The 12450-nt window shown below is 68.4% G+C and carries 8 protein-coding genes; 5 read left to right on the top strand and 3 right to left on the bottom strand.

Translation table 11 applies throughout. The annotated features are described in order from the left end of the window. Window positions 1-110: 110 nt before the first annotated feature. The 5 genes from ACSQ3S_RS28255 (at window position 111) to ACSQ3S_RS28235 (ending at window position 9758) form a co-directional block, all read left to right on the top strand. Window positions 111-1727: an MFS transporter gene (locus ACSQ3S_RS28255; RefSeq protein ID WP_413449012.1), complete on the top strand. Its 1617-nt coding sequence runs from the start codon at window positions 111-113 to the stop codon at window positions 1725-1727. Window positions 1728-1732: 5 nt separating this feature from the next. Then, entirely contained in the window at window positions 1733-2947 is a 1215-nt protein-coding gene (locus ACSQ3S_RS28250) for an HlyD family secretion protein (protein ID WP_436144447.1), read from the top strand. Further along, a complete protein-coding gene (locus tag ACSQ3S_RS28245) occupies window positions 2944-4326 on the top strand; it encodes an efflux transporter outer membrane subunit (RefSeq protein WP_436144446.1) in 1383 nt (460 codons plus the stop codon). Before ACSQ3S_RS28250 ends, ACSQ3S_RS28245 begins: the two co-directional genes overlap by 4 nt. A gap of 66 nt (window positions 4327-4392) precedes the next feature. Beyond that, window positions 4393-9414 carry a response regulator gene (locus ACSQ3S_RS28240; protein WP_436144445.1) on the top strand — a complete coding sequence of 1674 codons (5022 nt, stop codon included), beginning with the start codon at window positions 4393-4395 and terminating at the stop codon, window positions 9412-9414. Window positions 9415-9497: 83 nt separating this feature from the next. Further along, window positions 9498-9758: an NHLP-related RiPP peptide gene (locus ACSQ3S_RS28235; RefSeq protein WP_436144444.1), complete on the top strand. Its 261-nt coding sequence runs from the start codon at window positions 9498-9500 to the stop codon at window positions 9756-9758. 25 nt (window positions 9759-9783) lie between these two features. Here the strand turns inward: ACSQ3S_RS28235 and ACSQ3S_RS28230 are convergent, their stop codons facing one another. Genes ACSQ3S_RS28230 through ACSQ3S_RS28220 form a run of 3 tightly spaced genes read right to left on the bottom strand, consistent with a single transcriptional unit; the run spans window position 9784 to window position 12419 of the window. Continuing rightward, window positions 9784-10947 (bottom strand): putative peptide maturation dehydrogenase, encoded by a 1164-nt coding sequence (locus ACSQ3S_RS28230; RefSeq protein ID WP_436144443.1) that lies wholly within the window; start codon window positions 10945-10947, stop codon window positions 9784-9786. 4 nt (window positions 10948-10951) lie between these two features. Continuing rightward, window positions 10952-11338 carry a VOC family protein gene (locus ACSQ3S_RS28225; protein ID WP_436144442.1) on the bottom strand — a complete coding sequence of 129 codons (387 nt, stop codon included), beginning with the start codon at window positions 11336-11338 and terminating at the stop codon, window positions 10952-10954. 28 nt (window positions 11339-11366) lie between these two features. Continuing rightward, complete coding sequence (locus ACSQ3S_RS28220) at window positions 11367-12419, bottom strand: glycosyltransferase family 9 protein (RefSeq protein WP_413449019.1); 1053 nt, start codon at window positions 12417-12419, stop codon at window positions 11367-11369. Window positions 12420-12450: the final 31 nt, after the last annotated feature.

Raw genomic sequence — 12450 nt, 5'->3', positions numbered from 1 at the left:
CATAGTGATATGCTCGTCATCGTGGTATTTTGCCTCCCAAAAGACAGATCAGGAAACGCTGACGCATGGATGTTTATGCCCCACAAGTTTGGCTTCCACACGAGCGGCCCTTGCTGCCCGGGTCGCCGTCCAGCCCCCTGCACACGGCGCCGCGCCGGCTGGCGTTTTTCGTGGTCGGCTTCATCGTCGCCATCACCGGCGGCCTGGGCAACGCGCTGGTGTCGGTCAACCTGCCTTACCTGCAAGGCTCGCTGGGCGTGTACTCGGCCGAGATCCAGTGGCTGCCGGCCGCCTATGTGATGGCCAACGTGTCGATGAATCTGTTGCTGGTCAAATTCCGCCAGCAGTATGGCCTGCGGCTGTTCACCGAACTTTTCCTCGTGATCTATGCGATAGCGACGGTGGCGCACTTGTTCGTGCACGGCCTCGGCTCGGCCATCGCGGTGCGCGTGGCGCACGGCATGAGCGGCGCCGCGCTGTCCACGCTGGGCCTGTACTACGTGCTGCAGGCCTTCCCGGCCCAGCACCGGCTCAAGGGCGTGGTGCTGGGCATAGGCTTCTCGCAACTGGCGCTGCCGATGGCGCGCCTGTTTTCGTCCGAGTTGATGGAGTACGGCGAGTGGCGCGGGCTGTACTTCTTCGAGCTGGGACTGGCGCTGCTGTCGCTGGCCTGCGTGCTGGTGCTCAAGCTGCCGCCGGGCGACCGCATCAAGGCGTTCGAGAAAATGGACTTCCTCACCTTCGGCCTGTTCGCGCCCGGCGTGGCGCTGCTGTCGGCGGTGCTGGCGCTGGGCCGCACCGTGTGGTGGCTGGAGTCGCGCTGGCTCGGCCTCAGCCTGGCCGGCGCCATCGTGCTGATCGCCGGCGCGCTGCTGGTCGAGCACAACCGCGCGCGGCCGCTGCTCAACACGCGCTGGCTCACCAACGCCAACATCGCGCGGCTGGCCTTGTCGGTGCTGCTGATCCGCGTGGTGCAGTCGGAGGCCAACGGCACCGTGGGCTTCCTGCAGACGCTGGGGCTGAACAACGACCAGATGCAGATGCTGTGGTGGGTGGTGATGGCCGGCACCGTGGCCGGCCTGGTGCTGAGCGCGCTGACCATCACGCCGGCGCGCATCCCCCTGCAGCTGATGTTTTCGCTGGCGGTGATGGCGGCCGGCGCCTACATGGATTCGGACGCGACCAACCTGACCCGGCCCGCCGACCTGTATGTCAGCCAGTTCCTGCTGGGCTTTGGCGGCGCCTTCTTCATCGGGCCGACGTTTGTCTCGGGCTTCGGCGCCGTGATCGCGGCGCCGAACAACCTGGTCAGCTTCTCGGTCATGTTCAGCATCACGCAAACGCTGGGCACCCTGCTCGGATCGGCGCTGGTCGGCACCTTCCAGTCTGTGCGCGAGAAATTCCATTCGAGCATACTGGTCGACCATCTGACCCTGCTCGATCCGCTGGTGGCTGCGCGCATCCAGAGCGGCGGCGCGGCGCTGGCCGATCCGTCCACCCGCGGCGCCACCGGCGTGGCGGCGCTGGGCGCGGCGGCCACGCGCGAGGCCAACATCCTGGCCTATAACGATGTGTTCCTGATGATCACACTGGTGGCGCTGCTGACGCTGGCCTGGATGCTGGCCCGCTACCTGTGGGACATCTGTGTTGTCTGCCAGGCCAAGCCCGCGCACAATGCGCAGACCGGCATGGCCAACGTTTCCCTCAACAATTCCGGAGCTCGCTGATCTACATGGCTACCAATACTCCCGACGATTCCTCTTCTTCCGAAAAGCGCGTGGCGGCGGTGGCTGCCGCCGCAGCGGCGGCCGCGGTGGCTGCGGCGGCGCCCACCGCGCCGGCGCCGGACCGGCGCGCGCAGATCATCTCGGCGATCGCCTTTTCGCTGGTGGCGCTGATCGGCGTGCTGGTGGTGCTGTATGCGTGGCGCCTGCCGCCGTTCAGCAGCGCCATCGTCTCGACCGAGAATGCGCTGGTGCGCGGCCAGGTGACCTTGATCGGCACACAGTTGTCCGGCTATGTCACCGACGTCAAGGTGCAGGACTTCCAGCAGGTGAAGCAGGGCGATCTGCTGGTGCAGATCGACGACCGCATCTACCAGCAGCGCTACGAACAGGCGGAGGCGCAACTGGCGGCGCAGAAGGCGGCGCTGGCCAACTGGGAACAGGCGCACCGCACGGCGGAGGCGGGGGTGGTGCTGAACCAGGCCACGCTGGCCAACGCGGAGGCGCAGTCGGCCAAGTCGGTGGCGGACCTGAGCCGCGTGAACTCGCTGGCGGCCGACGGTTCGCTGTCGCTGCGCGAGCAGGATTCGTCGAAGGCGGCGCGGGCGCAGGCCATGGCGGCGGTGTCGCAGGCGCGCGCCAGCCTGGATATCGCCAGGCAGCAGGTGCAGTCGGTGGTGGTCAACAAGCTGTCGCTGGAGGCGGCGGTGGCCAACGCGGCGGCCGCGCTGAAGGCGGCCAAGGTGGATCTGGACAACACCCGCATCACGGCGCCGGAGGATGGCCAGCTGGGACAGGTCACGGTGCGCAAGGGCGCCTACGTCAACACCGGCGCGCAGTTGATGGGGCTGGTGCCGCGCCAGCTGTGGGTGATCGCCAACCTGAAGGAGACGCAGATGAACGGCGTGCAGGTGGGGCAGAGCGCGACCTTCAAGGTCGATGCGCTCGACGGCGCGCTGCTGACCGGGCAGGTCGAGCGCATCTCGCCGGCCACCGGCTCGGAGTTCAGCGTGCTGCCGGCCGATAATGCGACCGGCAACTACGTCAAGATCGCGCAACGCATACCAGTGCGCATCCGCATCGATCCCGGCCAGGCCAAGGCGCGGCGGCTGGCGCCGGGGATGTCGGTGATCGTCAGCATCGACACATCGGCGGTGCTGAACGATGCGGACAGCGCGCCGGCCAAGCCGTCCGTCGCCGCCGCGGCCGGGGCCAAGCCATGAAATGCCGGGCAGTCCTGACCGGGGCCGCGCTGGCGCTGGCCGGCTGCGCCGCGAAGGCGCCGCCGCCGCCCGCATCGTCGTTGCAGACGCCCGCCGCGTGGCGCAGCAGCGACTCGGGGGCGGGCGCGGCGCAAGTCGAACCGCAGTGGTGGCAAGCCTACGGCGATCCCGCGCTGACGGCGCTGGTCGCCGCCGCGCTGGAACACAACGGCGACCTGCGCATCGCCCGTTCCCGCGTGGCGCAGTACCGCGCGCTGGTCGGCGTCGCCGCCGCCGGGCAGAAGGCCAACGTCTTCGTCGACACCGCGCCCACCCGCACGCGCCAGCTGGCCTACAACGGCGTCCCTTACGTCACCAATGTGTACCAGGCCGAATTCCAGGCCAGCTATGAGGTGGACGTGTGGGGCCGCCTTGCCGCGCTGACCGACGCCGCCACCGCCACCTACCAGGCCGAGCAGGCCAACGCCGACGCCGCCGCGTTGTCGATCGCCGCCACCGTCGCCTCGGGCTACCTCAACCTGCGCGGGCTGGACGCCCAGCTGGCGCTGACCGAAGCCACGCTGAAGCTGCGCGAGGAATCGCGCGACCTGGCCAAGCGCCAGTTCGACGTCGGCTACAGCTCGCGGCTGGAGTGGCTGCAGGCGCAGGCCGAATACCAGGCCACCGCCGAACAGCTGCCGCAGCTGAGGCGCTCCATCTTCGAGCAGGAAAACGCGCTGGCGATCCTCGCCGGCGGCAATCCCGGCCCGATCGCGCGCGGCGCCGAACTGGAAAAGCTCGAAGCGCCGTCCGTGCCGGCTGGCCTGCCGTCCGAGCTGCTGCGGCGCCGGCCCGACATCGCCCGCGCCGAATACAACCTGATCGCCGTCAACGCCAACCTGCAGGCCACGCGCGACCAGCTGCTGCCGTCGTTCAAGCTGACGGCGGTGGGCGGCGTGCAGAACCTGAAGTGGCACGATTTCGTCAACGCCCCGACCGCGCTGTGGCGGCTGACCGGTGCGGTGGCCGCGCCGGTATTCGAAGGCGACCGGGTCCAGCATCAGACCGACGCCGCCGCCGCGCAGCGCGACCAGTCCGTCTTCGCCTACGAAAACGCCGTGCGCACCGCCTTCGCAGAAACCGACAACAGTCTCGGGGCGATCTACCGGCTCAAGGAGCAGGCGGTGCAAAACGACGCCCGCCGTGCCACGGCCGCCGAAACGCTGCGCATCGCCCACAACCGCTACCGCAACGGCTATGCCTCCTACCTGGAAGAACTGGACGCCCAGCGCACGCTGTACAACGCCGATGTGGGGCGTTTGCAACTGAAGACGCGCATCCTGGTCGCCTCGGTGGACCTGTATCGCGCCATGGGGGGAGGCTGGGTGGCAAAAAAATAGACAGATGGCCAACAATTCCGTATGCTTGCTGTGCAATTCCCATTGCTAGCTAGCATGGGAAAATTCATGGCAGGCTTTTACGGCTCTTCGTTTGTGAGCAATTTCAACGTCCCCTCATCTGTTGCCGGCACCCTTGCCGGTGCCTTTTTGCTGCGCCTCAGTGCCGTGCCGCTACTGGCTTGCCTGTGGTGCGCGCCGGCGGGCGCGGCGGATGCGCCCGACCGCTGGCAGGCGCTGGCGCCGGCCATGTTCGACCATCTGGTGCCGGCCGACCGGGGCTTCCCCAGCCCCATCGTGATGAAGGTGGTGCAGGACGGCGACGGTTTCATGTGGTTCGGCACCCAGGCCGGCCTTGGCCGCTGGGACGGCTACCACATGCGCAATTTCTTCTTCGATGCGGACGATTCCCATTCGCTGCCGGGCGACTTTGTCCAGGCGCTGCACGTGGATGGCCAGGGACGGCTGTGGATAGGCACGACCACCGACGGCCTGGCCATGTACGACAAGCAGCAGGAGCGCTTCATCCGCTACGCCGCCGGCAAGAACGGCTTGAGCAGCCCCGCCATCGGCGCCATCGCCAGCGACAGGCGCGGCGGCATCTGGGTCGGCACCGGTGCCGGTCTCGACTACATCGATAGCCAGAACGGCAACGCCATCAGCCACCTGCCGCGCGCGGCCGGCGCGACAGGCGGGCCCCGCAGCAACCAGATCCGCGCCCTGCTGGTCGACCGCGGCGGCAACCTGTGGATAGGCTCGAACGGCGGCTTGGCCCGGCGCGACGCCGCCACCGGCCGCGTCGACGATATCGCCATCGCGGGCGGCGTCAGCGACGCCGTGTTGTCGCTGAGCGAAAATGCGCAGGGCGGGGTGGTGTTCGGCACGTTCAGGAGCGGCATCGGCCTGGCCGGCGCGGACGCGGCCACCGCCGGCGCGCGCATGCTGGTGCTGGATCAGGTCAAGGACAGCAACAACGCCATGGTGCTGTCGCTGGCGGAAACCAAGCCGGGTCAGTGGTGGGCGGCCACCTACGGCGGCGGTATCATCGAGTTCGACGCCGGCGGCCATGGCCGGCGCATCGTGCACCGGCCGGCGATCGCGATCAGCCTGGCCAACGACCGCGTGGCGGCGCTGTGGCGCGACCGCAGCGGCCTGATGTGGGTCGCCAACGAGCGCGGCGTCGACGTGCACAATCCGCGCAACAGCATCTTCAGCACCATCCTCGACGGCGTGGGCATGCCGGAAGTCTCCGTACCCTCGTTCATGACCGATTCTGCCGGCCGGCTGTGGGTGGGGCTGGCCGACCAGGGCATCGACCTGGTGGCCGCCGACGGCAGCCGCACGGCCGGGCTGCGTCCCGATCCGCTGCATCCGGAAACGGCGCTGCCCAACCGGATGATCACGGCCATGGCCGAGGCCGAGCCGCAGGAGGCGTGGGTAGGCACCTTGCTGGGCCTGTACCACACCAGCGGCAAAGGCAGCCGCGTGGTCCGCGTGCCGCTGCCTCACACCGATCCGTTGCCGCGCATCGGCGCCATCGTGCCGCAGGACGGGGTGCTGTGGCTGGGCACGGCAAACGGCCTGCTGCGCTACGATTCGCGCGCCGGCAAAGTGCAGGTCTATGGCCAGGGACCGGCCGACTCGGGCGGCCTGTCGGACAGCCGCATCAGCACCATCCTGGCCGCGCCGGACGGCGCGCTGTGGATCGGCACCCGCAACGGCTTGAACCGCTTCGACCCCGCCAGCGGCAAGGCCGAGCAGATAATGCCGGCGCCGGAAATCGCCACCCGCCTGCCGCAGGGATTTATCAACTGGATGGCCTTCGATGCGCAGGGCCGGCTGTGGGTGGCCACCAACAGCGGCGGCGTCGCGGTGCTGGACGGCCGCGCCGCCGATGGCACGCGCCGCTTCCACCGCGTGGGCCTGGAAGCGGGCATGCCCAGCAAGTTCGTCAACGGCCTGCGCGCCGACGCCGCCGGACGCATGTGGGCCTCGACCAGCGAGGGCATCGCCGTCATCGATACCGGCACGCTGCGCGCGCAAGCGCTGGGCCGCGCCGACGGCCTGGTGTACCAGGCCTATTACGGCGGCTCGGTCGGGCAGACGGCCCATGGCGAGATCGTCTTCGGCACCTCCGGCGGCTATGTCGTGGTGCAGCCGGAGCCGCCGGCGCGCTGGACGTTCCAGCCGCCGCTGGTGGTCAGCTCGGTGCGCCTGGACCGGCAAAGCGTGTCGGCGGCGCCGCTGCTGGCGCCGGACGGCGCCAGCCTGAGCATCCCGGCCGGCACCCGCAATGTCGAAGTCGAAGTGGCGGCGCTGGATTTTTCCGCCAGCCAGCGCAACCGCTACGCCTTCCGTCTCGAAGGCTATGACAAGGACTGGGTGGAAAAGGATGCCAACCACCGCAGCGCCACCTATGCCAACGTGGCGCCCGGACGCTACCGGCTGCGCATGCGCGGCAGCAACCGCGAAGGCGTGTGGAGCCCGCAGGAATTGAGCATGACGCTGGAGTTCCTGCCGGCCTGGTACCAGACCTGGTGGGCGCGCTCGGGCGGCGTGCTGGCGATCCTGGCGCTGGGCTGGGGCCTGTACCGCTGGCGCGTGCGCCAGCTGCAGCGCGCGCAGATCGAACTCCAGCTGCAGGTGTATTCGCGCACGCGCCACCTGGAGCGGGTGCACGCCATCGTCAAGTCGATCAACGAGCAGCTGGACTTCGACGCCCTGCTGAACACCATCCTGCGCGAATCGAGCGCGATCGGCGCGGTGCGCATGGCGTATGCGCTGATCGGCGAAGCCGGCGAGGCCGGCGAGGCCGCGCTGGCGCTGCGCGCCGGCTGGCCGGACGGCGTGCCGCTGGCGCGTACCGGCATGACATTGGCCGAGGCCCATGCGCAGCTGGTCGACGCTGCCGACAGCATCGCGCCGGACATGTTCCTGAGCCGGGCCGGCGCCGTGCTGGCGGTGCGCATCTGCGTCGAGCAGCAGTTGCAGGGCTACCTGGTGTTCGAGCAGGACGCGCCGTTCGCCGGCGGCGACCTCGACATGTTCAAGGCGCTGAAGGAGCCTTTCGTCTCGGCCTTCCAGAAGGCCCACGCGATCCGCGCGATCCAGCAGGCGCGCGCCGACGCCGAGGCATCGACCCGCGCCAAGAGCGACTTCCTGGCCAACATCAGCCACGAGATCCGCACGCCGATGAACGCCATCCTCGGCTTCGCCGGCCTGGGCACCTACCTGGACCTGCCGGCCAAGCCGCGCGACTACTTCAACAAGATCGGCCGGGCGGGGCAGAACCTGCTTGGCATCATCGACGACGTGCTGGACTTTTCCAAGATCGAATCGGGCAAGCTGGAACTGGAAAACGTGCCCTTTGAGCTGTCCGACACGCTGAGCCAGGTGGCCGACCTGTTCTCCTGGCGCGCGGCGGAAAAAGGCCTGGAACTGGTGGCCTGGGCCGATCCCGCCGTGCCGACCCGGCTGTCCGGCGATCCGCTGCGCCTGAGCCAGGTGCTGGTCAACCTGGTGGGCAACGCGCTCAAATTCACCGCGCGCGGCTACATCGTGCTGCGCGTCGAACTGGACGGCCCGGCCGGTGCCATGGATGGCCAGGTGCGGCTGCGTTTCTCGGTGGCGGATACCGGCGTCGGCATCAGCCCCGAGCAGCAGGCGCGCCTGTTCCGCGCCTTCAGCCAGGCCGACACCAGCACCACGCGGCTGTATGGCGGCACGGGCCTGGGGCTGGCCATTTCGCAGCAGCTGGTGCAGGCCATGGGCGGCGTCATCGGCATCGACAGCCTGCCCGACAGCGGCAGCTGTTTCCATTTCAGCGTGGCGCTGCATTGCCTGGCGGACGAGCCGGACGGCTTGCCGGCGCTGCCCGAAGGCGCCGCCGGCAAGCGCGTGCTGATCGTCGACGACTGCGCGCCGGCGCGCGAGATGCTGGAGCGGCAACTGCGCAGCGCCGGCTTCGCGACCGATTCCGCCGCATCGGCCGCGGCCGCCATGCAGGTGCTGCGGGAGCAGCCGGCCGACCTGGTGCTGATGGACAGCCACTTGTCCGAGGGGGACGGCATCGAGGCGTCGCGCCGCATCCGCGCCGAGCCGGCGTGGCGCGCCCTGCCGGTGGTGCTGATGGTCACCGACTTCGCGCGCGAGCCCATCGTGCAGGCGGCAGCGGAGGCGGGCATCCACGCCTGCCTGGCCAAGCCGGTGCATCCGCCCCAGTTGATCAACAGCGTGCTGCTGGCGCTGGGCTTCGAGGCCGCCGAGCCGGCGCTGCCGGAGCCGGCGCCGGTGGCCTTGTCCGAGGCGGCATTGCGCATCGCCGGTGCCCGCGTGTTGGTGGTCGACGACAACGTCATCAACCAGCAGGTGGCGCGCGAAGTGCTGATGCGCGCCGGCGTGCAGGTCGAACTGGCCGGCAACGGCGTCGACGCGGTGCACATGGTCGACAGCGGCCGCTACGACGCGGTGCTGATGGATATCCAGATGCCGGAGATGGATGGCTACGAGGCGACCGCCCGCATCCGCGCCAAGCTGCAGCAGGCGAGCCTGCCGGTGATCGCGATGACCGCCCATGCGGTGGCCGGTTTCCGCGAGAACAGCCTGGCCATGGGCATGAACGATTACGTGACCAAGCCGATCGACCCGGAACGCCTGTTCGGCGTGCTGGCCAGCTGGATACGGCTGGACCCGGACCGGGTGGTGGTGGCCGCGCCAACGGCGGCGCAGGATGCGGCGCCGAATGTCCCAGGCGTCGACATGCCGGACGCGATGGCCCGGATGGGCGGCAATGGTCAGTTGGTGATGATCTTGCTGAACAAATTTGCCCGGGAATTCGAGGCCACTCCGCAACAGCTGCTGGAAGCCATCGACAGCGGCGACTTCGAGGAGGCCTCGGTGCTGGTGCACAAGATTCGTGGCGCGGCCGGCAATTTGTCGATGGCCGAACTGCACCGCGCCGCCGGCGGGCTGGAGAATCTGCTGCTGCCGCCGCGGTTAACCCAGCTCGACGAGGCGCTGGCGGCCTTTGGCGCGGCGCTGGAAACGGTGATCGACGGGGTGCACGCGCTGGACGGTGTGGCGCAACACTAAGTTGCTTGGCAAGGAGCATGGTTTACCGTAGCATGGATCGGCGGCAACGCTTAATTCCATCCATAAACTAGGGGATAACTATAATGACCAAGCATACTTCCGGCGAACTCAGCACGGTACTCGACAAACTGGCCAAGGACGACGCTTTCCGCGACCACATGCTGCGCGATCCGGTGGGCGCCCTCGGCGGCCTCGGCATCTCGCTCGACCCGGCACAGGTGCCTGCCGTGCGCAGCCTGCCGTCCAAGGACAGCATCGTCGCCGACCAGACCGCGATGCACAGCAATATCGTCAGCGAAGGCACCATGGTGGTCTTCCTGTTGTCGGGCGGCGCCGCCGCCTGAGTCGGCGCCACACGCCGGCCCGGCATCAGTCCGGGCCGGTTTCTCCATAACGCAGTTCGACCATATTGCGCGGGCCGGTGGATGCCGGCCCGCAACCGCAGACCGCGATGACGGCATGGCGCAGATGGTCCAGTTCCAGCAAGCGTTCGATGTCGACGTCGTTGATCGCGGCCGTGATAAACGCCGGCAAGCCCGCTTCCGCCGCCAGCAGGTAGAAGGTCTGCGACAGGTGGCCGGCATCGAGGGCGAGCGCGCGGTAGGCCTTCTGGTGGTTGCGGTACTTCCAGAAACTGCGTTCTATCCTTCCCACCATCACCACCTGCATGGGCGCGTCGGCCAGCCATTGCTGTTCGGCCACCATCAGCCGCGCCACGGCGGCCGCTTCCTCGCTTTCCATGGTGCGCAGCGGACGCAGTTCGTGCTCGATCGGATGATAGTAGTACAGTCCCGGCGCCACGCCGGCGATGCGCTGCACCAGCACGAAGGCCTCGACCGGATGCAGGCCGCCGCCCGACGGGCTGGTTTTCTTCAGCACGTTGGCATGCGGCCCCACCTGGCGCTGTTCCTGCGCGCCGAAGGTTCGTTGCAGCAGGCGCGCCGCCACGGCCAGTGGCAGGCTGGCCCCGGTGTCGAAATTGCGGCCGGTGTAGCGCTTCATCAGCGTTTCATCGAGGATGCCGCTGGCGGCCTTGGGCAGCTTGAAGGCGCTGGCGGGCGTGCCCAGGTCCATCGTCGGCGCCGGCGGCGCGCCGTAGCGGTCCAGCAGTTGCTGGATGCTGGGCGCTTCCATGCCGGTTTCGGTGCGCACGTCGTGCCAGCGCGAGAAGGTGTGGGCCAGCGCCGCCAGCGGCCGCCAGTGCTGGGCGCGCAGGGTTTCGTCGCGTTCGCGCAGGGCCTCGTGTTCGGGCGCGTCGCCGATCAGCAGGCCCAGCTCCAGCAGGCGCGCGACGCAGGCGGCGCCGTGGCGCTGCTCGCATGCTTCCAGTTCGGACCAGACCGTCTGGCTGACGGCGGCCATGGCGGCCAGGTCGGCGGCATCGACTTCGATTTCGCGGTCCAGGTGCGGCGCCAGCGCCAGCCAGCGCGTGCTGGCGGCCAGCGTGGTGGAACCGGCAAACAGGGAGGACCAATCGATGGCGAGTTCTTCGCGTGGTTCGATGTACAGTACAGCGCAACGTCGTATTTTCATGAACTCACTGGCCTTGCGGTGGTTGCCACAACTCGACCTTGTTGCCGTCCGGGTCCACTACCCATCCGAACTTGCCGTATTCCGATTCGTCGACCTTGTCCAGCACCTGGCATCCTTCGGCGCGCAGCGCGGCCAGCAGGGCGTGCAGGTCGTCGACGCGGTAGTTGATCATGAAAGAGGAAGAACTCGGAGCGAAGTAATCGGTGTCCGCCTTGAACGGATTCCACACCGTGGTTCCCGTGCCGCCTGGGTTGTCCGGATTGGACCACTGGAATGAGGCGCCGCCCCATGCCTCGACATTCAAACCAAGATGGACCCGGTACCATTCGGCCAGCCGCTTCGGGTCTGCGGATTTGAAGAACACACCGCCAATACCGGTGACACGTTTCATATGGGGCTCCTGAAGTAATCGGGCTACTTTACTCTGATGTAAGAGCGCGATCAAGATGCGGGGGCATGAACCAGCCCATCACGTGCGAGGCCACCGTCTCGGGCTGGATCGCCGTCATGCAGGGGCAGGGCACGGCCTGGTTGCTGGCGGCCTCCGATACCCTGCGCTCGCCGCGGCAGCGCACGCCGCTGTGGATCACGCTGGCCGATTCGCCCAGCGGCCGCCAGCGGTGGATGTCCACCTTGCGCGACTGGAACAGGCCCAGCGTGTTGATGCCCAGCGCCGCCGCCAGGTGCAGCGGGCCGGTGCTGCCGGCCACCAGGCCGTCGCAATGGCTCATGAAGCCCATGAACTCGGTCAGCGACATCTTGCCGACCAGGTTGGTCACATTGCCGGCCTCGGAATGGCGCAGCAGCAGCGGCTGCAAGGCTTCGCGGTCTTCGTTGGTGCCGCAGATGAACCAGTGCACCAGCTGCGGATCGATGCTGCGTATCAGCTTGGTGTAGTAGGCCAGCGGCCATTGGTGCGACTTGGCCGTCACCAGCGCGGGGCTGAGGATGACGGTCTTGCGTCCCTGCGCGAAGTGGCCGGGATGCAGCTCGGCCACCGCCTCGGCGATCCGTTGCGGCGGCGTCAGGCGGCACAGCGCGGGCAAGGTCTGCTGGTCGTCGATGACGATGCCGAGCGGCCGCAGGTACTGCAGGTCCAGCAGCCGCTTGTTCAGGCCCGAGGTGGGCGCGGAGATCGCCACCAGGTGGGTGCAGCGGCGCCAGTTGTAGACCCGGAACAGCGAGCCTATGCGCACCGGCACGGCGGCGTCGCAGGCGCCCCGCGCCAGCCTGCGGCAGGTGTTCACCTGGACGAAGATATCCAGCTTCAGCGACACCAGCAGGGCGGTCAGTTCCTCGTCGGATTCGGGAGCGGCGTAGACCTCGTCCACGTCCGGGCAGCGGCGGGCGATTTCCACCGTGCGGCGGTTGGTCAGCAGGATCACAGTGCAATGCGGGTCGCGCTGCTTCAGGGCGGCGGCCATCGGCAGGCTGATGACGAGGTCACCAAGCTGCGTGGTCTTGGCCAGCATGACCCGCCCGTAAGGCGCGGAGATCGCCCTC

Origin of the sequence: Duganella sp. LjRoot269, assembly GCF_964254095.1 — a bacterium.
Classification (GTDB): Bacteria; Pseudomonadota; Gammaproteobacteria; order Burkholderiales; family Burkholderiaceae_D; genus Rugamonas; species Rugamonas hordei.
Note: the sequence above shows the minus strand (reverse complement) of the source record. Positions and strands in the feature narration are given on the sequence as shown.

What these genes read in the sequence shown, in the direction of transcription:
- ACSQ3S_RS28250 (WP_436144447.1), top strand. Translation starts at nt 1,733, where the DNA reads ATGGCTACCAATACTCCCGACGATTCCTCTTCTTCCGAAAAGCGCGTG.
- ACSQ3S_RS28245 (WP_436144446.1), top strand. Translation starts at nt 2,944, where the DNA reads ATGAAATGCCGGGCAGTCCTGACCGGGGCCGCGCTGGCGCTGGCCGGC.
- ACSQ3S_RS28240 (WP_436144445.1), top strand. Translation starts at nt 4,393, where the DNA reads ATGGCAGGCTTTTACGGCTCTTCGTTTGTGAGCAATTTCAACGTCCCC.
- ACSQ3S_RS28235 (WP_436144444.1), top strand. Translation starts at nt 9,498, where the DNA reads ATGACCAAGCATACTTCCGGCGAACTCAGCACGGTACTCGACAAACTG.
- ACSQ3S_RS28230 (WP_436144443.1), bottom strand. Translation starts at nt 10,947, where the DNA reads ATGAAAATACGACGTTGCGCTGTACTGTACATCGAACCACGCGAAGAA.
- ACSQ3S_RS28225 (WP_436144442.1), bottom strand. Translation starts at nt 11,338, where the DNA reads ATGAAACGTGTCACCGGTATTGGCGGTGTGTTCTTCAAATCCGCAGAC.
- ACSQ3S_RS28220 (WP_413449019.1), bottom strand. Translation starts at nt 12,419, where the DNA reads ATGCTGGCCAAGACCACGCAGCTTGGTGACCTCGTCATCAGCCTGCCG.